Raw genomic sequence first — 22,923 nt, forward strand, 5'->3', positions numbered from 1 at the left:
GTTGTTTTATTTAAAATTTAAACACTCGCACCTTCTTCTGTTTTCTTGAATTCAAAAACAATTTTGTTGTTCTCTTTATCAAAGTCGGCAACAAGAACGTCACCTTGTTTAACGTGCATGTTAAGGATCTCTTCTGCCAAAGGATCTTCCAGGTATTTCTGGATAGCTCTGTGTAATGGTCTTGCACCGAATTGCGCATCATAACCCTTATCAGCAATAAATTCCTTCGCACTCAACGTAAGTTCCAAAGAGAATCCAAGATTGGTAAGACGTTTCATCACGCCTTTCATCAAAATATCGATGATCTCGAAAATGTGGTCTTTGCTAAGTGTGTTGAATATCACAACGTCATCAATACGGTTCAGGAACTCAGGAGAGAACGTGCGTTTCAGCGCTTTCTCAATAACAGCTTTGTTATTTTCTTCCTGGTTCTGCAAGCGTGATGCAGTTGCAAATCCAACGCCATCACCAAATTCCTTCAACTGGCGCACACCAATATTGGAAGTCATGATGATCAACGTGTTTTTGAAATCTACTTTACGACCTAAACCGTCAGTCAGCTGGCCATCATCCAATACCTGTAACAGAATGTTGTAGATGTCAGGGTGTGCTTTTTCAATTTCATCCAGCAGAATTACGCTGTAAGGTTTGCGGCGTACTTTTTCAGTAAGCTGACCACCTTCTTCATAACCTACATAGCCGGGAGGCGCACCGATCAAACGGCTCACGGTGAATTTTTCCATGTATTCACTCATGTCTATTCTTATCAATGCATCTTCAGAATCGAACATGTATCTTGCTAATGCCCTTGCCAGCTCTGTTTTACCAACACCGGTAGGACCAAGGAATATAAATGTTCCGATTGGCTTTTTAGGATCTTTCAAACCAACCCTGTTACGTTGAATGGCTTTTACCACTTTGCTGATTGCCTCATCCTGGCCTACAACCATTCCGCGCATATCATCGCTCATTTTTCTCAACTTCTCTGTTTCAGCCTGAACCATTCTCTTCACTGGAATACCTGTCATCATGCTCACTACTTCAGCGATGGCTTCTTCGTCAATTGGGTAGCGTTTGTGTTTGCTTTCCTCTTCCCAAATGCCTTTTGCTTTTTCCAGTTCTTCGCCCAAACGTTTTTCAGTGTCGCGCAAAGCAGCAGCTTCTTCAAAACGTTGGCTCTTTACAACTTTATTCTTTTCCTGTTTAATATCTTCTATCTGTTTTTCAAGATCGAGGATGTTTTGAGGAACGTTGATATTCTTTAAGTGAACTCTTGCACCAACTTCATCCAAAACGTCAATTGCTTTGTCCGGCAACAGCCTGTCTGTCATGTAACGGTCGCTCAGTTTAACACACGCATCAATTGCATCATCGCTATAGATTACATTATGGTAATCTTCGTATTTGGATTTGATGTTGGTTAAGATCTGAATTGTTTCTTCTACTGTTGGAGGATCAACCATTACCTTTTGGAAACGACGGTCAAGTGCACCATCTTTTTCAATGTACATTCTGTATTCATCCAGTGTAGAAGCGCCAATGCATTGGAGTTCGCCACGGGCAAGAGCAGGTTTGAAGATGTTGCTTGCATCCAGTGAACCACTGGCGCCACCTGCACCTACAATTGTGTGGATCTCATCAATGAAGAGGATCACATCCCTGTTCTTTTCCAGCTCATTCATGATAGCTTTCATACGCTCTTCAAACTGTCCGCGGTATTTGGTACCTGCAACAAGAGCTGCAAGATCCAGGCTTATCACTCTTTTGTCGAACAGCACACGGCTAACTTTACGTTGAACAATGCGCAATGCAAGACCTTCAACGATAGCTGTTTTACCAACGCCTGGTTCACCAATCAGGATCGGATTGTTCTTTTTACGACGGGAGAGTATTTGTGAAACTCTTTCAATTTCTTCTTCCCTGCCAACAATGGGATCCAGTGCACCGGTTTCTGCCAGTTTGGTAATATCGCGTCCAAAATTGTCTAAAACAGGTGTTTTGCTTTTAGCGTTACCCTGTTGTTTACTTCTTTGTTGTGAGGAATATCCCTTTTTCTCATCTTCAAAATCGTCATCATTTTCTTCGGCATATTCACTTCTCGGCTCATTACTTCTTACCATACCTAGTTCATTCCTGAAAATATCATAGTCTACATCAAACTGACCAAGTATTTGTGTAGCGATATTTTCTTTGTTTTTTAAAATAGATAGCATAAGGTGTTCTGTTTCTACAAGCGGGCTTTTTAAAGCTTTCGCTTCGAGAACGGTAACCCTTATAACTTTTTCTGCCTGTTTGGTCAACGGCAGGCTGTTGATGTGTGCAATATTTTTACCAGTCTTGTCCTTAACGGCAAGTTCTACCTCTTTTCTTAACTCGTACAAATCAACATTTAATTGTTTGAGGATTTTTATGGCTGTATTTTCTCCTTCGCGGATTAACCCCAGCAGCAAATGTTCTGTGCCAATAAAATCATTCCCCAGCCTAAGCGCCTCCTCCCTGCTAAATGAAATGATCTCTTTTACCTGGGCTGAAAAGTTGTTATCCATGTTAATTTAAATTAGTATTGATACAATTATAACAAATAAATTTGGACCTTGTTACAGCAGATTTATGCACATACTGTTAATCATTTAATAATACAATTATGCAAGTCAAAATTGATACCAAGGAAAAATTTACGGTTATTACGCCTGACGTTGAAAGAATATCTGACAAATTAACAGTACAATTTACGTCGCTATGCATAAATTTCCTGCAAAAAGACATAAAAAATATTATCCTTAACATGAAATATGTTAATGGAATAGACGAAAAAATTGCTCAGGAGTTGCCCGCATTGCAGGAAAAATTTGCTGAGAACAAAGCCTCTTTTGTTGTGTGTGAAATAAATAAAGAGCTTGAAAAACAATTACAAGAATATAACGTTTTGGAGTTATTGAATATTGTTCCCTCAGAAAGTGAAGCCTGGGATATTGTGCAGATGGATGAGATTGAAAGAGAACTTTTTAATGATCAGGAATAAGCTTTCCCAGCGAATTTGTCAATGTTTTAATGTTATTTTATCATTACCCAACAGAATCAGATATAGTTTAATAATCTTCTCATTATCTTGCGTTTATGGCTAAAGCGAAAAAGAAAGCTCAACCGGTTATTTTAATTACCAACGATGACGGAATTTCTTCACCTGGTATCAGAGCATTGATAGAAGCGGTAAAAGGGTTGGGTAAAGTTGTGGTAGTAGCACCGGACAAGCCTCAAAGCGGAATGGGACACGCAATAACAATAGGACAACCTTTGCGCCTGCACCCTATGCATATTTTTGAAGGCGTAGAAGCCTATCAGTGCAGCGGTACGCCGGTAGATTGTGTAAAGCTTGCTGTAGATAAAGTATTGCATCGCAAACCTGATATTTGTTTAAGTGGTGTAAACCATGGGCCGAACCACTCCATTAATGTCATCTATTCAGGCACAATGTCTGCAGCGCTTGAAGCGGCTATAGAAAGTATTCCGAGCATTGGTTTTAGCCTGATGGATTATAGTATTGAAGCTGACTTTACTGCAGCGCAAAAATATGCACGGATATTGGTTGAGCAGATATTGAATAAGCCGCTGGACAAACATTTATGCCTGAATGTAAATATTCCCGGCATACCTGAAAGCCTGATTAAAGGAATGAAGGTGTGTCGCCAGGCTTATGCAAAATATGAGGAAGAATTTGCCGAGAGAAAGGATCCCCGCGGGCATAATTACTATTGGCTTACGGGTGAATTTGTAAATTTTGACAAAGGAAAAGATACCGATGTATGGGCGCTGAAAAATAACTACATAAGTGTAGTGCCCGTTCAGTTCGATCTTACCCATTATACCCTTAAAGCGAAACTTGAAAAAGTATTACACAACTGATGTTTAAAAAAGACAACCTGCTGTATGGCGTCATTCTCGGCTTATTTGCTCCCGTTGCCGGTATGATAGCCTTTTATTTCTGGAAGTTTAGTTCAGTAAGCTTCACAGATTTTATTAAGTTTCTTGGCATCGAGAAGAAGATCATTACCAGTATGGTAAGTGTATCCCTGTTCATGAATGCGGTGCTTTTTACTATTTATATTAATAGAAAGAAGGACAGCACGGCTAAGGGGATCTTTTATATCACTTGCGTATATGCGATTGCTACCCTCTTGCTGAAGCTCGTTTTTTAGACAATATTACCCCTGTTAGATGGCATCATGTTAAAATGCCGGAATTAATTGCGTTTGCAGAAGTAGCCAGCATTTTCAATAAATCTTTTCTTTGTTACCAGGATTTAAGTTTATCCTGATCGTTCATACAGATAGAGTAATAAAAGCTATGTCGAAAATGGTCTGTATCGTTTGATCAGTTGGCATTATTCATTAAGTAAATTTTCCCGATGAAAATTGTAAAATCATTTGCCTTTTTACTGCTGAGTTTTTTCACCTTATTCAATGTATATGCTCAAAAATATACACAGAATGTAGATCCCTATATCGGATCGGGAAGACATGGCCACGTGTTTGTTGGTGCCAACGTGCCGTTCGGAGCAGTGCAGCTAGGGCCAAACAATATTTATAAAGGGTGGGACTGGTGTTCAGGTTATCACTATTCCGACAGTATTATCATCGGATTTTCTCACACGCATCTTAGCGGTACTGGCGGAGCTGATCTGGGCGATGTGCTGATTATGCCGTATACAGGGAAGCAGCGTTTGCTTCGTGGCGAACAGAATGATTATAAGAAAGGATATGGTTCGCTTTTCTCTCATAAAAACGAAACGGTAAAGCCTGGCTATTATGCAGTGAAGCTGGATGATTCAGGCATCAAAGCTGAATTAACGGCCACAGAGCGTGTAGGTTTCCACAGATACATTTTTCCAAAGAAGGAAGAGGCTCATATTATTATTGATCTTAAAGAAGGTATCGGTGACAGGGCGACAACAACTTTTATTGAGCAGGTTGATGCATATACTTTTAAAGGATACCGTTTCTCAAAAGGCTGGGCACGAGATCAACGTTTATATTTTGCCATCCGGTCTTCTGTTGCGATCAATGATTTTAAAGTGTTTAACAATGATACATTGCTGACTGGAAAAAGCGATAGCGGGCATGCGATAAAAGGTTTGATCAGCTTTGCAAAAGCTCCGTCGAAAGTGCAATTGAAAGTTGGTATTTCTCCGGTTAGTGCAGACAATGCACTTGCAAATATTAATGCAGAAGTGCCGGGATGGGATTTTGATGCAATTGTTAAACAGGCAGATGAAAAATGGAACAAAGAGTTGTCAAAAATAAACGTGCAGACAAATAATGAAACTGACAAGAAGATCTTTTATACTGCTCTCTATCATACAATGATCAACCCTTCTCTATTTAATGATCATAACAAAGATTACCGCGGTACTGATAAGAAAGAATATGCTGCGGCATCTTTTGATAATTACACCGTATTTTCTTTGTGGGATACCTATCGCGCAACGCATCCACTGTTCAACCTGGTGCAACCTGAAAGAGCAGGGAATATGATTGCGACAATGCTGGCAATTTACCAACAACAAGGCAGATTGCCCATCTGGCACCTGGCAGGATGTGAAACACAATTAATGCCCGGAATAAGCGGAGTGCAGGTTGTTGCCGAAGCCTATCTCAAAGGCATTAAAGGCTTTGATACTGCGCTGGCATGGGAAGCGGTAAAGGCTTCTACAACAAGAGATGAATTAGGACTGAAGTATCAAAAGTCTTTACAGTATATTCCATGCAATAAAGTGGAGGAAGCTGTAGCAAAAGCGATGGAATATTCTATCAGTGATGGAAGTGTGGCATTGATGGCAGCTCGCATGGGTAAAACAGATGACGCAGCATATTATGCAAAACGATCTATGAATTACAGGCTATATTATGATTCTGTTACAAAGTTCTTTCGTGGTAAAAGAGATGACGGAAGCTGGAACCCTGTTTTCAATCCTGTTAAATCATCTCATCCTTACATTGACGATTTAAGCGAAGGCAATCACTGGCAGTATCTGTGGTTGGTTCCCCAGGATGTTAATGGTCTGATCCACGTGCTGGGAGGTGAGGAGGCTTTCATCAAAAGACTTGATTCATTATTTGTCATACAGGCTGAATATGATCCAAAAGCGCCGCCAGATATTGAGGGCATGATTGGTCAGTATGCCCATGGTAATGAACCAGGACATCACACAACCTATTTGTATGCTTTTGCCGGCCAACAATGGAAGACGGCTGAAAAAGTAAGGCAAATCCTTAAAACCATGTATCATGATCAGCCGGACGGAGTCAGTGGTAATGAAGACTGCGGACAGATGTCTGCGTGGTACGTATTTTCCTCACTTGGTTTTTACCCTGTATTTCCTGCAAACGGAAACTACGTAATAGGTAGTCCGTTATTTAACGAAGCAAGCATTGACGTCGCAGGTGGAAAATTTGTAGTTGAAGCTGTTAACAATACTCCCGAAAACAAATATGTGCAGCGTATAGAACTGAATGGCAAGCCATACACAAAGTCCTTTATCAGTCATGAGGATATTATAAAAGGTGGAAAGATGCGCATCTTCATGGGAAGCAAACCCGCCTACGACTTTGGCAAAGCCCCCGGGGATCGCCCGGTTTCGGCAGCTGAAAGACAATAAGGTTAAGTCAAAAGTCAAAATTCAAAAGTTAAAAACGCTGTTGCGGGTGTTGCTCATAAGTTTTAAAAACAAACCATAATTTAAATTTGATATAAACGCCAGGTAAGTGTAGTTGATACCAATCCTGTGTTCAATCCCATCTTACCTGTCTTACCATCTTACGCGTCTTACGGTCTTACACGTCTTACGATCTTACGGTCTTACTATCTTACGGTCTTCTTTTGGTCGATTGGCAAATTTGAAATAGCTTAACGCTACCATTTATATTAATCAGCCAAACATGAAAAAAATCTTTACGATTGCGTTAAGCGCGATTGGCATTACGTCATCTTATGCCAACATAAAGCTGCCGTCCGTTATCAGCAGCAACATGGTATTACAGCAGAAGTCAGCAGCAAAACTTTGGGGATGGTGCAGCCCCGGCGAGAAAATTTATATTACCACTTCCTGGGATAATAAAACAGACTCAACCAAAGGCACCCGCGATGCTAACTGGCAATTAGCAATACAAACACCGGCGGCCGGAGGCCCCTTTACAATCACCATTAAAGGAAGTAACACCATTACACTGGATAATGTGATGAGCGGAGAAGTATGGGTTTGCTCAGGTCAGTCCAACATGGAATGGGGATATCAGCAGGGACTTCAACAGGTGAAGGATGAATTACCCGCTTGCTACAATAAGAATATCCGGTTCTTCAATATTCCAAAAACAACTTCCCTTCATCCGCAGGACGATTGCAATGCTAAATGGGAGATCTGTGATTCTAACAGTCTGAAATATTTTAGTGCCATTGGGTATTTCTTCGGCAAAAAATTAAATCAGGATATCAATGTGCCGGTTGGCCTTGTAAATAGCAACTGGGGTGGAACTCCCGCAGAAGTGTGGACCCCTGAAGAATTGGTGACAGGCAGTTCTTCGTTACAGACTGCGGCCAATAAAATAAATCCTTCAGACTGGTGGCCCTACAAACCGGGATATACTTACAATGCGATGATCGCCCCGCTTGTTAATTTTCCCATTGCAGGTGCAATATGGTACCAGGGTGAAAGCAATACCGGAACAGCATCCACCTATTCTCAATTGTTCACTACAATGATAGATGGCTGGCGTAAAGCCTGGAACAAAGAGTTTCCGTTCTATTACGTTCAGATCGCGCCTTTCAAATACGGGGATAAAAATGTAGGTGCATTGTTACGTGAAGCGCAGGCTAACAGTATTACGCACAATAAAGTTGGGATGGTAGTTGTAACTGACCTTGTAGCTGATACCAACAACATTCATCCCATCGACAAAAAGAACGTGGCATTAAGACTTGCAAACTGGGCGCTTGCAGAAACTTATGCACAATCGGTAAATGGGTATAAAAGCCCGATGTTTAAATCGCTTAATGTTAATAATGGCAAGGCATTTGTGACGTTTCAGTATGCTGACAATGGCCTGGTTTCAAAAGATAAAAAAATCACTGAATTGACGGTCGCGGGCGATGACAAAGTGTTTTATCCGGCAGAAGCAAAGATCGAAAACGGGCAATTGGTTGTGTGGAGTCCAAGTGTAAAAAATCCTGTAGCGGTACGTTATGGTTTTAGCAACACAGCAATGGGTAATTTATTTAGCAAAGATGGTTTGCCCGTTTGCCCGTTCCGCACTGATAGCTGGGATGTAGATACGTCACACAATTAAATCAAAGTTCATATTTGTTTGCAGGGAATTCCTGTGAACTTTTTTAGCAAAGCCCCACAACCGTTTGGCAAATGAAAACCGGTTGTTGGGTTTTCTTTTTTACCAAAGCACTGATAACTGTTTGAATTGATGTGCTTTATTAGTATATTTATAACAATTAGTATAGTCACATAAGTTTTAGCAGAAAAGGGCTTTTATCGGTTTCCCGATTAAGAAAAATTATTCAACATGGTTGACAGGCTTCTACGTAATATAACCGAAAGAGTTGAGCTCTCCCGCTATGAACAAGAGCTTTGCAAAACTTACTTCACGCACAAGAGGATACGCAAAAAGCACTATTTACTGCAACAGGGCGAGGTCTGCAAACACATGGCTTTCGTTCAGAAAGGCCTGCTTAGATCATACATAGTTAATGAAAAAGGTGGCGAACACATTATTCAGTTTGCGTTGGAGGGCTGGTGGATCTCTGACCTGTATAGTTTTTTAACGGGTGAAGTCTCTAACTATAACATAGATGCACTGGAAAATTCAGATCTTCTTTTGCTCAGTCGTACTGCAGAAGAAGAAATGCTTTCACGTATCCCGAAACTTGAACGTTATCTCCGCCTGCTGATGCAGAATTCTTATATAGCAATGCAAAAAAGAATGGAGCGGACATTGCGTTTATCGGCAGAAAAAAAATATGTTACTTTCGCCGACACCTACCCCGAGTTGATAAAACGTGTTCCTCAGCATATGATCGCTTCATATCTGGGAATAACTCCTGAAACACTCAGCCGCATTAGAAAACAGCTTTCACTGAAGGAAGGCGGGGTTGATTTAGATCAATAGTATTTATTGAACAATCTCAATAATCGCTTCTCGGGCATGTTATAACTTTGCATGCGCAAAAAGATTCTTTTGCTGGAATGTGCGATAATACACTAGCAGTAATAGTGATCCAGAAAAGAAAGAGGAGTTACGGATATGGCAAAACTGTCGTCTTTTAACCGGTTTATTTCAACCTTAAACAACCAGGGTTCTTTAATGCCGGTTTTGTTTATAGGTCATGGGTCTCCCATGAATGGTATAGAGGACAATATATTTAGCAACCAGTGGAAGGAGTTGGCAAAACAAATTCCCGTTCCTTCAGCAGTAATAGTGGTTTCAGCTCATTGGCTTACTCACGGAACACATGTTACGGCAATGGAATTTCCCAAAACGATTCATGATTTTGGAGGATTTCCACAAGAGCTATTTGAAGTGCAATACCCGGCGCCGGGTAATCCGGAGCTGGCAAAAGAAACAGCAGGCCTGGTCCATTCTACAGAAGTTGGACTTAGCCATGAATGGGGATTGGATCACGGTACATGGACAGTAGTGAGGCATATGTATCCGGAAGCAAACATTCCGGTATTACAATTGAGCATCGACTATTATAAACCACTCCAATATCATTATAATCTTGCGAAAGAATTATATGATCTTAGAAAGAAAGGCGTACTGATTATCGGCAGCGGAAACATGGTTCATAACCTTCGCCTGGTGGCCTGGAACAAGATAAATGAACCGGAATATGCATTCAACTGGGCAGATGAAATGAATGCATTATTTAAGAAGCATATCTCCGGAGGAAATCACGATATCCTGATCGATTATGAAAAGCTTGGGAATGCAGCGAAACTGGCTATACCAACGCCGGATCACTACCTGCCCCTGATCTATACGCTGGGTTTACAGAATGCAAATGATGATATAAGTTATTTTAATGATAAAGCAGTAGGTGGATCGCTAACGATGACCTCTGTAAAAATCGGCTAGATTTTATTTACGGTTAAACTTATAAAGTTTAAAACGTTTTTATTTAATCCCCAATGTCCGTTATTAATCACCGAACTATGAAAGGCTCAAGCCTGGTCCTCGCGGCCAGGTTTTTTTATTTGGAAACCACGGAGGCACGACGGCGGGACGAAACACAGAGATTTTGCCACAAAGACGCTAAGGCGCAAAGGAGCACAAATCGATTAAACCACGGAGGCACTGTGGCAGGGCGAAACACAAAGGATTTTTTGCCGCAAAGTCACGAAGGGCACAAAGTGCACAAAGGTTTGGCGAAGCTGGTTGGTTGCGTAATCAGTTTAAGCTTTAGGCTTTACGCTTTAAGCTGGCTTTTAAACCACTAACACAAAGAGGCACAAAGGTTTGGCGATGCTGATTGGTTGGGTAATCAGTTTTAAGCTTTAGGCTTTACGCTTTAAGCTTTACGCTGGTCTTTCCACGCCGCGTCGCTGCTTCTCTGCGTTCTTTGCGTGAAATGTCTTGTGTCGTTTCCCGGATGTATAGTAGACAACCATGGAGATTCCCATCAATAACAGGCAACCTGCACAAACTCCGGCCCAGCCGTACAGTTTCCACAGAAAAAGGCCGATTGCTGATCCACAGGCGGTGCCAATAAAGCTCATAGACATAAACACGGTGTTCAGCCTGTTCCTTGCTTCAGGAATCAGCGCGTATACTCTTGTTTGATTGGAAACGTGAACAGATTGCTGGCCAACATCAATTAGAATAATTCCGATCACAAAGCCGATGACATTTTCGCGTGTAAGATAGAGTAAGATAAGGCTAATGGTCAGAATGAAGATGCCGATGCCTACTGTCTTTCTCGGACTTCCTTTGTCACCCAGCTTGCCAACTAATGGGGCCGCCATGGCTCCTGCGGCGCCAGCCAGTCCGAATAAGCCGATTTTCTCCGAAGTGAAATGGAATGGTTCATTTGAAAACAGCAATACCATTGTTGTCCAGAAAGCGCCGAATACTGCAAAACAGCACATGTTAATGGCCGTAGACTCGCGCAACAACGGTTGCGTTTTGATTAGTGTGAACAGTGAGCGCATCAAATGATGGTATTTACCGCTAAAAGCTGATTTGCTTGCGGGGAAACGTTTGTACATAAGCCCGAGTAAAGCTGTACAAAGTGCGGCTGCGATCCAGAACATGCTGCGCCAGCCTAACCATTTGCCGATGGCACCACTTAATGTTCGGGATAATAGGATACCTATCAGCAAACCACTCATGACACTTCCAATGACTTTCCCACGTTGAGACGGCTCAGACAGAGTAGCTGAAAGGGGTAAGATTAATTGAGGAACAATTGACCCTGCACCCACAAGAAAACAACAGATCTGCAAAATGTAAAAAGTAGGAGACAGGGCAACACCGATCAGGGCTAATATGCTTATAGCAGTGGTAACCAGGATCTGCTTTTTTCGCTCAAACATATCTCCTAAGGGGACGAGCAAAAATAAACCTACGGCATAGCCTGCCTGGGTTAGCCATGTTGCACTGCCCGCAACGTTCTCCGGTATATTGAACTCTTTGGATATTAATACGATCAGCGGTTGGATGTAATATATGTTAGCAACAATAAGTCCTGTGCAAAATGCCATTAACAGGACATCCTTCTTACTTAAATGCATGGTGCAAAGTTAGGGGAAGTGAGGAGGGAAAATTGAAAAATTGAGAATTGAAAATTGAAAATGCCCCCTGACAGCCGGGCAGGAAAAGTCAAAAGTCAAAAGTCAAAACGTGCCGTGCTGCTTTGACAATTCAATCAATTAACGTTGAATTAGTTAACCGGCTTTCCAAATCTTCACATTCGCATATTTGCACATTTACTCACCCGCACATTTTTTGACTTTTGAATTTTGACTTTTGAATTATGCTAGTTGTTCACCAGCTTCATAGATCCATCACTATACCGTTGTCCTACATTTGGATATTTTGCAAGAAGCGCTTCAATATTTTCAAGATCTGTGGATGTTAGCTGGATATCTACAGCGGCTGCATTTTCTTCCAGGTACTTTCTTTTTTTAGTGCCGGGAATTGGGATAATGTCATCTCCCTGTGCAAGAACCCATGCCAGCGCCAGCTGTGCAGGTGTACTGTTTTTGGTGTTTGCAAAATCTGCAAATTCTTTCACCAGGTTTTGATTGTTTTGCCAATGCTCATCATGAAACCTCGGAAGTGTGCGGCGGAAATCATCGTCAGCCAGTTCACTTGTATTGCTTACAGTTGCAGTAACAAGGCCTCTTGCGAGTGGACTGTAAGGAACAAAAGTGATATTAAGCTCACGGCACAATGGCAATATTTCACCTTCAACGTCTCTTGTTAGCAATGAATACTCGCTTTGTAGCGCCGTTATCGGGTGAACCGCATGCGCCCTGCGAATTGATGAAGGTGAAGCTTCTGATAATCCTAGATAACGGACCTTGCCTTGTTGAACAAGTTCAGCCATCGCGCCAACCATGTCCTCAACAGGAACAGACGGATCAATTCGGTGTGCATAATAAAGATCGATTGTATCAATTTTCAGTCTCTTCAAACTGGCCTCTACTGCAGTTTTAAGATATGCAGGAGAACCGTCAAAATAAGTTCCTGAATTATCTTCTTTCAAACGGAAACCAAATTTTGTTGCAATGAAAATCTTATCCCTGTTTGGTACCAACACTTGCGATATTAGCTTTTCGTTGCCGCCAAATCCATACATGTCGGCAGTATCCCAAAAATTAATGCCCAGATCAAGCGCTTTATGAAGCGTCGCAATCGATTCAGTATCATCCACAGGTCCGTAAGCAAAGCTCATGCCCATGCAGCCAAGTCCAATCGCGGATAATTTTTCTCCGGTGTTTGCCAAGTTTCTGTATTTCATTTTTTGTCTGTTTTGAGACATAAAATTACAGCGGTCATTCTTCTGCGCCGTTATAGTTATCAAACGGAAAATTATGAAATTCAAACAAGAGGGAGATGGTCAATAGTGAATAGTCAATAGTGAAAGGTGTGGCTGGTTGCATTTTGTTGAGGCAAGCTTTATTTGTGATGGGTGAATAGTTAATAGGAAAATAGTCAAAGGTGAAAGGTGGGGCTGGTTGTGGTTTGTTGGGGCACGTTGAATTTCAATGGTGAATAGTGAAAGGTGAATAGTCAAAAGTGTGACAGGTTGCGTTTCTTCGATAGTCATGAATTATCAAAGGGCCGCTCTGTTAAGAGATTTGAAATCAGTTGTTCTGTCTCATCTTTCACTATTCACGATTGACTATTCACCATTCACTCCCCCCCAATCATTCACTTCTAAACGCCCTGGGCGTCACATTCGTTTGTTTCTTGAAAAAATTATTGAAATAAGAAGGATATTCAAAGCCAAGCGCATAGCCTATTTCAGAAATGTTCCAATCGGTGTGAATAAGCAATGCTTTGGCCTCGTTGACAATACGCTCGGCCACGTGTTCCGTTGTTGTTTTGCCTGTGATTTCTTTAACTGCTCTGTTAAGATGATTTACATGAACAGAAAGACGGCTGGCATAATCCTTCGCTGTTTTAAGTTTGAGTGTGTTTGCAGGTGTGTCTATAGGAAACTGTCTTTCCATCAACTCTATAAACAAATTGGCTATGCGCGAGGATGCATTTGAATGTGCAACAAATGTTTCAGCCGGACGCATTTTCATAGCCTCATGCATCAACAGGTTAATATAGTTGTGCATGAGATCATACTTGTATGTGTACTCAGATTCCATCTCCTCCAGCATTTTTTCAAATATGAAGCAGATGTTTTTTTGTTGCGCTTCATCGGGAAAGAAAACAGGATGGCCGCCGATCCTGTACATGGGATTGTCAGATAAATTATCGTGGCGTGATCCCGATTTAAAAAAGTCTTCAGTAAAAAGACAGAAGTACCCAGTCTGTTTTTCTGAAGTTATTTCCCATGAGTACGGAACGTTTGGATTAGAGAATAGTAAAGTATTGTTATTCAGCTCAAGGCTTTTATCTGCATAATGCAAAACACCGGTACCTTCAATAAAAGTGATCTTATAAAAATCTCTCCTGCTATAAGGCACGCAACTCTTGCACATAAACTCTTCCCTGCGATACACATTAAAATGCCCGTAGCCATTATTTCCATTAAGCGATGGCTTGTTAGCAACGGCATGCCCGGCATAGAAATCTTCGAGCGTTTGTGTTTTATTCATTCACTAAAATTATACAAATCAAACATTGCGGCAATGGGATCGGGGCGACTAAGTTAAAACTGAGTTGGATCTGATCTTGCTGAAAGTAGATATTCTTTTATACAACTAGTGAATAGTCAGTAGTCAATGGTGAAAGTCCGGTCTGGCTAAGTAAATGCATTATCGTTTAAGTGCAATTATTATTGCAGGCAAAATTCTTATTTGCTCTTATATGCCTATATGGTTTAAAAAAACTCGCTTCGGTCTGCTTTAAACTTTATAAGTTGTTTACTATGAAACGTTGTTGCGGCCGACACCTTACTTCTATACAGCTAGTGAATATAGTCAATAGTGAAGGTCTGAGCAGGCTAAGTAAATCTATTGTCGTTTATGTGTTATTATCCCAGGTAAAAGTTCTTATTTGCTCTTACATTTCTTAAATGGTTAAAAAAGCTTCGCTTCGGTCAGCTTTAGGCTTTGGGCTTTAAGCTTTAAGCTTAATCGTGTTTCAGCCTGTATTGACAATCTCTTCCATAATATTAACTGTTAACTTTTTTTGATGGATGGATGTGATATATTGCGCGCCTGTACTGCAATTAATTGTGATCTTTAAAAGTAAAATTTAGCGGATGAGAAAAAGTCTCTTGTTTGTAACGTTGTTATACTTTACAACAAATCTTAATGCTCAGCAAAAGGTAAATGCTGATAGTATCCGGAACAAAATGGAATGGTTTGCCGATGCGAAGCTCGGGATCTTTATTCATTACGGCATTTATGACGTAAATGGCATTGATGAAAGCTGGAGCTTTCACAACAAGAAAATATCCTGGCCCGACTATATGAAGCAAATGAAGGGCTTTACCGCTAAAAATTATGATCCGCAAGCCTGGGCTGATCTGATTAAACAAAGTGGTGCAAACTATGCGGTGCTAACAACCAAACACCACGATGGTGTGGCATTGTGGGATACAAAAGAAAAGCATTACAGCGTAGTAAAGAACACACCTGCAAAGCGCGATCTTGTAAAACCTTTCTTTGATGCATTGAGAAAAGACGGAATTAAATGTGGTGCTTATTTCTCACTGATCGACTGGAGTTATCCTGATTATCCCGGCTTTCTAAAAGACAGCAGCCGTTACAGTGCAGCAAATCAGCCTGAACGCTGGAATAAATTCAGGAAGTTTATGTTTAACCAGCTTACTGAAATAAGTACACAGTATAACCCAGACCTGTACTGGTTTGATGGAGACTGGGAACACAGTGCGGAAGAATGGCAAAGCCAAAATGTTCGTGCATTGTTGCTCTCAAAAAATCCAAACACCATCATCAATGGTCGCTTACAAGGTTATGGAGATTATGAAACGCCGGAGCAGAATTTCCCTGTAACACGTCCACATTACAACTGGTGGGAACTGTGCATGACGATCAATAACAACTGGGGATATCAACCACAGGACACCAACTGGAAAACACCGTATGAAGTGATTACCATCTTTACAGACGTAGTTGCAAACGGCGGTAATTTGTTGCTGGATATCGGACCAAAAGAAGATGGAACAATTCCCCAGGAAGAGGTTCATGTTTTACAGGAGCTTGGCAAATGGAATGCAAAACATAAGGAAGCAATTTTTGGTACATTGGGTGGAATTCCCCTGGGACATTTTTATGGTCCTACCACTTTGTCTAAAGATTCAACAGTACTGTACTTATTTCTGCCTGGTAAAACAAGTGGAAACGTTGCAATAAAAGGACTTGTAAATGGTATTAAAGAAGTGGAGGTTGTAGGTAATGGTACAAAATTGCAACATAAAGTAGTCGGCAAAATATCATGGAGCCCTGTGCCTGGCATAGTTTACATCAATGTACCTGACAATGTACAGGATGAATATGAAACAGTATTAAAAGTGACATTGGATAAGCCTGTTAAACTTTACAGAGGCAGAGGTGGATTAGGAACAGATATTAATTAGCCGTGAGCTATCAGCTATTAGCTTTTAGCTGAATGCCTGTATTGAATCAGTTTAATTTATTGGTAACAACCATAAAGACCCGGCAAACGTTGCCGGGTCTTTTCATAATAACTTTGTCGAAGCTTACATGCCGCGCCCCATTGTCAATTCTCAATTTTCAATTTTCCATTGTACTTCGTACATCTAAAATAATAAGCCCGTTACTTGAGGTTGTAACGGGCTTTCGTTTGAAGCAATTAGCTTGGAAATTATTATCGGTTTTTCAATCGCATTTTTAAATCCTTTGCTTTGGCGCAGAAGGACTTCTGGTTTCTTAGCATACGGATTGATCGCCGATTATATTAAGCACTCAGCTCTGTCAAAGGCTGTAAAGCCGGATCTGACATTGGCTGCCTTTTCTGTTGCTCTACTTCTTTTATATAATGTTGTTTTGTAAGTTTCGCTGTTTTATGGTCTCCGGTATGGCTCCATCCCGGAGGCATGATGATATACAACAGTTTATTTTTAAGCCCTGGGGCTCTGTAAACATCTTTTGCAAGACATACAATTTCACCAAAATAAACATCAAGAAAATTGTGAGAATTCATCTCCCTTGTAATTCCGTACTCTGGCTTAATTTCCGTTTTCTCATCCTGGTAAGTCTTGAAGACCTTATCCCAAATATTGAGCAAGTTACAAAAATTGGTATCCATATACAATGGATTTCTGGCGTGATGAACACGGTGGTGTGACGGCGTTAATATGATCTTGTTTAAAAAGCCCAGACGCCCGTCTTTTAGAATATTCTCACCTATATGTATAAATGCACCCCAGGTGCCGTCAATAAACATAATAAGGAACAAGAGCGGCGGATTCACACCCATTATGATACAAATTGAAGTACGTATCACATCTGCATATGGCGCTTCAAGGATGAAGTGCGCATAGGTTACTGAAAGGTTCATGTGTTCCAGTGCATGATGTGTTGAATGCAGGCACCAGAAGGCCCTCACTTTGTGTCCGAAATAATGATAGATAAAATGCGAAAATTCCCATATTATGTATCCGTAAATAAACCAGTACCATGTAAAACTGGTTTTTACAATGGCGTATTTTTCAAAAAGGCCGATGCAAAATGCAACGGCAGCTATTGAAATAAACCTCGAAGCAAAACGGTTGAAAATGTACAGCAGAAATACAACCTTGTATTCGGAAGCCTTAAACCTTTTAAATATAGCTGCGCGTATGATCTCCAGTATTAGTAAAAAAGGAATGAGTGGACCAATCGCAGCTCTCAATCCATCGTAAGTTAATAGCGAACTATAGTTTCCTGATTGCAGGATCTCGAAAATATGCCTCACTCCAAGGAAACGAATGGCTTCATCAAACAAGGTGTTTAAAAACTCCATAGGCTTAATTTTTAGCTTTATTAACCGGTATCATCGTTAGAAAACTAAAAATAGCAAATCCCACCGAACTAGCCGACTTTATTTATCCATATGTTTGAACAAAGTTTTTTTACCGGGATATTTAAGGATTGAAAGCCGAACATAATCGACTGAAAATAAATCTACTGCATTTCGCCACCTTCATTTCCATAAAAAATGACCCAGGTAGCAAAATCTTCCGTAAAATCAATAAAACGGTGCTCCATACTGGCAGGAACAAATAACACATCGCCGGTTTTGCAGGTAACGGTATCGCCATTGCGAAAAAAGAAACCTGATCCGCTGGCTATAATATATAATTCGTCCTGTTTGTGAGGTTGTTGATGATCCACCTTTTCAGGCTTGTAATATTCAACGCTCATGCTGCCGTGCTGCATTAATGTAGTAAATGTTGCCTGGTCAGTTTCTTTAAGTCGTGTAACAGCATCTTCGAGAGATATCTTAAAATTGGCCATAACCTGAAATTGTTGTTATTAATAGAGCTGAACAAATTGGCAACTCAACTTTCATACTCTTCAAACGCAATGCCGTTCAGCCTTAATTCGCTGAGTACCGGGTCATAAATGCTTTCAATAACAGGGATGTGTAATCCTCTTGCAGGTATCTTATTCTTCAGGATCAGATTGGCAGCGATCCCTAAGGGTAACCCCACTGTTTTCGCCATCGCAGTAAAACGGTTGTTATCGCCTTTTACAGCAAGCACACTTTTTATAACGGATTTTTTCCGGTCCTTCTCATATTCAATTTCATGCATCATAACTACCAGGTCCTTATCATCGGACTGTAATGCCAATTTTTTTTCCAATATCATTTGCATAATATCTGCAGCACTGCATGTATCCTTATTTATGAGGGACTGATCCTCCAGTCCAATAAAAAATAACTGGTTCATACTAACGTTGGCTTCATGCATCTGTCTGGCGATTTTTTCTGCAGCCATCGTCTTAACATTGTCTGTCGTTACCGTATTAAGCTGTCCATGCTGATCAACTAACATCATGTCATTTGCCACATCTGCCACGTCTGGCAGTTGCTCATCCTGTTGAACAAGCATCATCAGTTTTTCCATCAAATCCCTGGCGAAATCTATTCTTGAAGAAAGCATATTTTTAAGCCATTCGCCAAAACCATGTTTTTCAAAATGGTTTTTAAAGAATGCGGCAATGGTCATTCCGTTGGTATCGTAAATCTTCTCTTCGTTTGTCAGTTGCAGATCCACAATGTTTTTCCAGCCAAGACAAAAATCGGGATGCCTGAGTGTGGTTCGTACAAATGTATTGGCTTCATCAAGATGGTAAAGCGGAATATAGCTCAATGAATCCCTGTTTGGGTAATAAGCAAAATCCTGCAGTCCCGGCACGTGTACTAACCTTTCACTATCAAATAACGTTTCATAACCCAGGTGAACGGCCTTGTTATCCTCGCGGTATTCTGCACCGGCTTTGCCTGCAAGAATCACATTTCTCGGGTTCCAGCTTATTTTATAATGCCACGGATTATCATCGCTTTCCGGTGCGACCAATCCACCACAATGAGATTTGAAAGACGTTATTCTGGCACCGTTGTTTTTTATCCTGTGAATCAGCTGCATTGCGCTCATATGATCTATTCCCGGGTCAAGTCCCATTTCACATAAGAACAACAGATCATTTTTTACAATGTCTTTTTCGAGTTGCCTGATGTTGTCGTCGATATATGATGCCGTGATCAGATGCTTTTTTTCTGCAACACATTCTTTCGCTACAAGATAATGTAGTGCGGGCGGCATTAAAGAAATTACCACATCGGCCTTTTGTACCAGGTTTTTGCGGGCTACATCGTCGTGTATATTGATTTCAATCGGAGTAACAAGGGGATGATTGCCTGTTTTTTCTTGTGCCGCATAAAGGTTATTGTCGGCAACTATAGCTGTCCATTGGTTTTCAGACGTTATTTTTTTCAGGTACTCAATCAGTACAGAAGAAGACTTGCCTGCGCCGAACAATAGTATTTGCTTCATGTAACGCTTTATTTAATAATTACCAATCAGGCCGGTTGAGGTAAGTCAAAATTAAAAAGTCAAAAGTTAAAAGGTTCCAGCGCAGGCTTGCTAATATTTTTTTAGAGCAAGCCCTCTCGGGGCACTACAATTTTTTGATTTTTTACTTTTGAATTTTGACTTTAATTACTTCCGGTTGTTTTAGTGCTTATTAAAAATAAAAATTAATCGGCTACAACATACAAACCTTTTTGTTCGGAGCTTACAAGGGATACTTTATAGGTTATATTAGAAGCGTTAAGATCGTCAGGCGCCTTTACAGTTATATCCCTGTTAGCAGGCACATTTTTTATGTAGAGGGTTTCACCTTTTTTGTAAAATCCCTTTTTATCATAGTACTGCAAATCAACCACAACAAGATCCAAAACGGAGGTCGTCATATTACGAAGACTGAGATGCACGTCTTCAACTACGCCAGGATATCGTGCTGACTGATTAACTTTAATCAACTCATCAACTGTTTTTGTATTGCTTTTAGGCAGAACGGGCGTTTCAATCACCGGCTGTTGTTTTGCTGAATTAATAGTTGAAGGATTAATTACAGTGTTGCTTGCTGTTTGGTAAAGCTGGTCATTGCCTTTTACGGCTGCGCCGTTTTTAGTGATAGCCTGGTGAATGATACCGTTTGATGTAGTAGCAGCCGGTTTCAAACTTTTAACGGTAGCTTGTTTTGGCTGTGTTTTAGCCACTTGTTTACCATTATGCGGATTTTTTGCCGTAGTACGCAGTTTGTTTTCAGCTGCGTTGATGTAAATCGGCGTTTTAGCATGCTCTTTTGCTACTTCTGCCGGAACCGCTTGCGGTGCCTGCTGTGGTTCTTCGTCTTGTTGTGGGGCGGTTTGTTCCTCGTCAACTGCAGACTGATCTGCTACAATGGTCTTTTGTTCAGCAGGCGTTTGTTTAGGTGCAACAGTGGTTGTTGCAGCCTGAGCGTTTTCTGGTTTTTCCGGTTTAAATACCATCCAAAGTCCCAGGGCAATTACGCCCAGCACCAGCAATGTCTCCATTAATTGTTTTCCGCTAACCGAAAGTGTGGGGCCATTTTTTCGCTTGTTACCGGTTAGTAAATGCTCAACATATCTTTCTTTGATTTCCTGTAGTGGCTGCTCGAACTTGGTTGTAAGTTCTACCGGCTCCTGTTTGCGCGGTGCCGGTTTCTCGGCCGGCTTTTCCGGTTGTGGGGAAGTGGCAGGTGTATGTTGTTGCCATTCTGAATACACTTCTTTCCATGAAGGAGTTTCTTCCTTTGCAGCCGGAGCAGCAGGGGTTTCGTCTTTATCTATCCTTCTCCAGGCGGCAGAAATTCTGAATTTAGGCTTCGCTGTGGCCGGCTTTGTTGTTGCAGCAGCCGGTTTTTTATAAAACCTGTCAAACGGCTGTTCTTCAATTACGGGCGCAAATTCTTTCAAAGCCGGTATCTCGCTGGGATAAAGCCATGCAGCAGTTCTACCTTCCTCCCAAATCAGGTCGTAAGGTTTCAGCCCCATTTTAGCCAGCTGTTCAGCGGTGAAGGGGCCCGATTCTTTATTGTTTCTCAGTAAAAGGTACATAAAGCCGGAGTTAGTCACCTAATAATGCATATTGCATGCCTATTATTGTAAAAAATAAGTTATTACTCATATTTTTTTTGAAATATGGGCGTTTGGGCAATGATCTTGCTTAAACTACGTTCATGTGGGCCGTTAACAGGGCATACCCTGCGCAGCCCGCTAAATCAGGGTTCAACTAAAATGTTCGTATCATTGCACTAACTATTAAACTATGGTTCAGAAGAATTTTGGGATATATGGCGAAGATGACGCTGCAACCAGGCTCTATGTTGAGATTGGTGACAGCATCATAGCATGCTGGAGTATCACTGATAATAATGACTGGCTTCATTCTTTCGAATTATTTGAATTTGGCAAGGATATGTCTGACTACGAGGAGATATTCCGTCAGACTAAGCTTTATTCCAAATTATTGTCTCAATCCTATCCGGATGTAAAAATTATTCTCAACAATAAGGACGTGGTTGCAGTTCCGGGGAGTTTTTACAGGGAGGATTCATTGAATGATTATTTTCTGTTGGAAACGGGTGCTCCCGCTCATGGAAAGGTGATGAAGGATATAGTTCCGGATTATATAGTGGCTTATTGTATACCGGAAACAATTCTTGCTGCTGCCGAACGCGCTTTTCCGAAAGTTTCATTCTCGCATAAAAAAACGCTTCTATACAATACAGATACGCAGGAATATCCAAAGGATGCGCTATTGCAGGTAGCATTTTACAGAAATAATTGTTCGGTTGTTGTTTATCAACAGCACGCAATTTCACTGGTGCAGAATTTCTGTTACCAAACTTCAGAAGACGTGTTGTACTTTCTGTTGAATTGCATGAAACAACTGAATATTGAAAATTCGGACGCAACGGTACAGGTAAGCGGCTTGATCGATAAAAACTCGGCAATGTATGGTGAATTGTATAAGTACATTGCCAATCTTGAAACAGATGACCTTTCGGCTGATAAGCTGGATAAGGCTGTTTTTGAGGATTACCCGTTGCATTATTTTTCACCCTTTTATAAAATGGTTGTATGAGGATAATATCCGGAAAATGGGGCGGAAGAAAAATTAGCCCTCCGGCCAAAATGCCTTATACAAGGCCAACTACAGATATTGCCAAGGAAGGATTATTTAATATTCTCCAGAACAGGATCAGTTTTGATGATATAAAAACCCTCGACCTGTTTGGCGGTACAGGAAGCATAAGTTATGAACTTGCTTCACGTGGTGCATCGGATCTGACAATTATTGAGAAAGATCCGCAAATGTATTCCTTCATTAAAAAGAACATTGATACGATAGGTATTGAAAACTGCAAATTGCTTAAGATGGATGTATTTGGTTTTCTGTCTTCCTGCAACGACCAGTTTGATTTTATTTTCGCCGGTCCTCCCTATGCATTGGGAACTATTGACGAGCTACCTAAAATCATTGTGGAGAAAAAGCTGATAGCGCCTGACGGCTTTTTTGTGCTGGAACACACACCGCGTAATGCTTATGAACAATTTGAAGGCTTCAGCTTTTTGCGCAATTACGGAACAACGTTGTTTTCTTTTTTTGTTGCTTCATAGCAAAGAATGGAGTAACAGTTTTTTCTGATATCTTACAAATCCAAAAACCATT

Annotated in this window: 18 protein-coding genes; 10 read left to right on the top strand and 8 right to left on the bottom strand. The window is 40.9% G+C overall.

The genetic code is table 11. The features are described 5' to 3' along the window. Window positions 1-17 precede the first annotated feature (17 nt). Window positions 18-2,546, bottom strand: coding sequence for an ATP-dependent Clp protease ATP-binding subunit (locus QTN47_RS05215; RefSeq protein WP_369328269.1), 2,529 nt, complete (start codon window positions 2,544-2,546; stop codon window positions 18-20). Window positions 2,547-2,644: 98 nt separating this feature from the next. Between QTN47_RS05215 and QTN47_RS05220 the strand changes: the two genes are divergently transcribed. The 7 genes from QTN47_RS05220 (at window position 2,645) to ygiD (ending at window position 10,139) form a co-directional block, all read left to right on the top strand. After that, window positions 2,645-3,022: an STAS domain-containing protein gene (locus tag QTN47_RS05220; RefSeq protein WP_369328270.1), complete on the top strand. Its 378-nt coding sequence runs from the start codon at window positions 2,645-2,647 to the stop codon at window positions 3,020-3,022. Window positions 3,023-3,117: 95 nt separating this feature from the next. Then, window positions 3,118-3,903, top strand: a complete 786-nt coding sequence (surE, locus tag QTN47_RS05225; RefSeq protein ID WP_369328271.1) for a 5'/3'-nucleotidase SurE — start codon at window positions 3,118-3,120, stop codon at window positions 3,901-3,903. Further along, a complete protein-coding gene (locus tag QTN47_RS05230; protein ID WP_369328272.1) occupies window positions 3,903-4,196 on the top strand; it encodes a hypothetical protein in 294 nt (97 codons plus the stop codon). Before surE ends, QTN47_RS05230 begins: the two co-directional genes overlap by 1 nt. 209 nt (window positions 4,197-4,405) lie before the next feature. Further along, entirely contained in the window at window positions 4,406-6,655 is a 2,250-nt protein-coding gene (locus QTN47_RS05235; protein WP_369328273.1) for a GH92 family glycosyl hydrolase, read from the top strand. 280 nt (window positions 6,656-6,935) lie between these two features. After that, window positions 6,936-8,339, top strand: a complete 1,404-nt coding sequence (locus tag QTN47_RS05240; RefSeq protein ID WP_369328274.1) for a sialate O-acetylesterase — start codon at window positions 6,936-6,938, stop codon at window positions 8,337-8,339. Window positions 8,340-8,567: 228 nt separating this feature from the next. Beyond that, window positions 8,568-9,170, top strand: a complete 603-nt coding sequence (locus QTN47_RS05245) for a Crp/Fnr family transcriptional regulator (RefSeq protein WP_369328275.1) — start codon at window positions 8,568-8,570, stop codon at window positions 9,168-9,170. Window positions 9,171-9,305: 135 nt separating this feature from the next. Beyond that, window positions 9,306-10,139 carry a 4,5-DOPA-extradiol-dioxygenase gene (gene ygiD / locus QTN47_RS05250; RefSeq protein WP_369328276.1) on the top strand — a complete coding sequence of 278 codons (834 nt, stop codon included), beginning with the start codon at window positions 9,306-9,308 and terminating at the stop codon, window positions 10,137-10,139. Window positions 10,140-10,579: 440 nt separating this feature from the next. Here the strand turns inward: ygiD and QTN47_RS05255 are convergent, their stop codons facing one another. The 3 genes from QTN47_RS05255 to QTN47_RS05265 form a co-directional block, all read right to left on the bottom strand. Then, window positions 10,580-11,794: an MFS transporter gene (locus tag QTN47_RS05255; protein ID WP_369328277.1), complete on the bottom strand. Its 1,215-nt coding sequence runs from the start codon at window positions 11,792-11,794 to the stop codon at window positions 10,580-10,582. 245 nt (window positions 11,795-12,039) lie between these two features. After that, window positions 12,040-13,026, bottom strand: coding sequence for an aldo/keto reductase (locus QTN47_RS05260; protein ID WP_369328278.1), 987 nt, complete (start codon window positions 13,024-13,026; stop codon window positions 12,040-12,042). 409 nt (window positions 13,027-13,435) lie between these two features. Continuing rightward, entirely contained in the window at window positions 13,436-14,341 is a 906-nt protein-coding gene (locus tag QTN47_RS05265; protein WP_369328279.1) for a helix-turn-helix domain-containing protein, read from the bottom strand. Window positions 14,342-14,949: 608 nt separating this feature from the next. Here QTN47_RS05265 and QTN47_RS05270 point away from each other — a divergent pair. Next, window positions 14,950-16,290 (top strand): alpha-L-fucosidase, encoded by a 1,341-nt coding sequence (locus QTN47_RS05270; RefSeq protein ID WP_369328280.1) that lies wholly within the window; start codon window positions 14,950-14,952, stop codon window positions 16,288-16,290. Window positions 16,291-16,631: 341 nt separating this feature from the next. On the opposite strand, the gene QTN47_RS05275 is transcribed toward QTN47_RS05270, so the two are convergent. The 4 genes from QTN47_RS05275 to QTN47_RS05290 form a co-directional block, all read right to left on the bottom strand. After that, complete coding sequence (locus tag QTN47_RS05275; protein WP_369328281.1) at window positions 16,632-17,678, bottom strand: sterol desaturase family protein; 1,047 nt, start codon at window positions 17,676-17,678, stop codon at window positions 16,632-16,634. Between the two features lie 161 nt (window positions 17,679-17,839). Next, window positions 17,840-18,172, bottom strand: coding sequence for a cupin domain-containing protein (locus tag QTN47_RS05280; RefSeq protein ID WP_369328282.1), 333 nt, complete (start codon window positions 18,170-18,172; stop codon window positions 17,840-17,842). Between the two features lie 44 nt (window positions 18,173-18,216). Beyond that, window positions 18,217-19,716 carry a saccharopine dehydrogenase C-terminal domain-containing protein gene (locus QTN47_RS05285; protein ID WP_369328283.1) on the bottom strand — a complete coding sequence of 500 codons (1,500 nt, stop codon included), beginning with the start codon at window positions 19,714-19,716 and terminating at the stop codon, window positions 18,217-18,219. Window positions 19,717-19,919: 203 nt separating this feature from the next. Further along, entirely contained in the window at window positions 19,920-21,305 is a 1,386-nt protein-coding gene (locus QTN47_RS05290; protein WP_369328284.1) for a hypothetical protein, read from the bottom strand. Between the two features lie 211 nt (window positions 21,306-21,516). Between QTN47_RS05290 and QTN47_RS05295 the strand changes: the two genes are divergently transcribed. Both QTN47_RS05295 and QTN47_RS05300 read left to right on the top strand, forming a co-directional pair. Then, entirely contained in the window at window positions 21,517-22,335 is an 819-nt protein-coding gene (locus tag QTN47_RS05295; RefSeq protein ID WP_369328285.1) for a DUF3822 family protein, read from the top strand. After that, entirely contained in the window at window positions 22,332-22,871 is a 540-nt protein-coding gene (locus tag QTN47_RS05300) for an RsmD family RNA methyltransferase (RefSeq protein ID WP_369328286.1), read from the top strand. The genes QTN47_RS05295 and QTN47_RS05300 overlap by 4 nt, the downstream gene beginning before the upstream one ends. The last annotated feature ends 52 nt before the right edge of the window (window positions 22,872-22,923 follow it).

The organism is Danxiaibacter flavus, from assembly GCF_041060425.1.
Lineage (GTDB): Bacteria > Bacteroidota > Bacteroidia > Chitinophagales > Chitinophagaceae > Danxiaibacter > Danxiaibacter flavus.

Excerpts from the sequence above, each read along its gene's own strand:
- QTN47_RS05235 (WP_369328273.1), top strand. The coding sequence starts at position 4,406 with ATGAAAATTGTAAAATCATTTGCCTTTTTACTGCTGAGTTTTTTCACC.
- QTN47_RS05230 (WP_369328272.1), top strand. The coding sequence starts at position 3,903 with ATGTTTAAAAAAGACAACCTGCTGTATGGCGTCATTCTCGGCTTATTT.
- QTN47_RS05300 (WP_369328286.1), top strand. The coding sequence starts at position 22,332 with ATGAGGATAATATCCGGAAAATGGGGCGGAAGAAAAATTAGCCCTCCG.
- QTN47_RS05220 (WP_369328270.1), top strand. The coding sequence starts at position 2,645 with ATGCAAGTCAAAATTGATACCAAGGAAAAATTTACGGTTATTACGCCT.
- QTN47_RS05290 (WP_369328284.1), bottom strand. The coding sequence starts at position 21,305 with ATGTACCTTTTACTGAGAAACAATAAAGAATCGGGCCCCTTCACCGCT.
- QTN47_RS05240 (WP_369328274.1), top strand. The coding sequence starts at position 6,936 with ATGAAAAAAATCTTTACGATTGCGTTAAGCGCGATTGGCATTACGTCA.
- QTN47_RS05280 (WP_369328282.1), bottom strand. The coding sequence starts at position 18,172 with ATGGCCAATTTTAAGATATCTCTCGAAGATGCTGTTACACGACTTAAA.
- QTN47_RS05265 (WP_369328279.1), bottom strand. The coding sequence starts at position 14,341 with ATGAATAAAACACAAACGCTCGAAGATTTCTATGCCGGGCATGCCGTT.
- QTN47_RS05285 (WP_369328283.1), bottom strand. The coding sequence starts at position 19,716 with ATGAAGCAAATACTATTGTTCGGCGCAGGCAAGTCTTCTTCTGTACTG.
- QTN47_RS05215 (WP_369328269.1), bottom strand. The coding sequence starts at position 2,546 with ATGGATAACAACTTTTCAGCCCAGGTAAAAGAGATCATTTCATTTAGC.
- QTN47_RS05270 (WP_369328280.1), top strand. The coding sequence starts at position 14,950 with ATGAGAAAAAGTCTCTTGTTTGTAACGTTGTTATACTTTACAACAAAT.
- QTN47_RS05245 (WP_369328275.1), top strand. The coding sequence starts at position 8,568 with ATGGTTGACAGGCTTCTACGTAATATAACCGAAAGAGTTGAGCTCTCC.
- QTN47_RS05275 (WP_369328281.1), bottom strand. The coding sequence starts at position 17,678 with ATGGAGTTTTTAAACACCTTGTTTGATGAAGCCATTCGTTTCCTTGGA.
- QTN47_RS05255 (WP_369328277.1), bottom strand. The coding sequence starts at position 11,794 with ATGCATTTAAGTAAGAAGGATGTCCTGTTAATGGCATTTTGCACAGGA.
- ygiD (WP_369328276.1), top strand. The coding sequence starts at position 9,306 with ATGGCAAAACTGTCGTCTTTTAACCGGTTTATTTCAACCTTAAACAAC.
- surE (WP_369328271.1), top strand. The coding sequence starts at position 3,118 with ATGGCTAAAGCGAAAAAGAAAGCTCAACCGGTTATTTTAATTACCAAC.
- QTN47_RS05295 (WP_369328285.1), top strand. The coding sequence starts at position 21,517 with ATGGTTCAGAAGAATTTTGGGATATATGGCGAAGATGACGCTGCAACC.
- QTN47_RS05260 (WP_369328278.1), bottom strand. The coding sequence starts at position 13,026 with ATGAAATACAGAAACTTGGCAAACACCGGAGAAAAATTATCCGCGATT.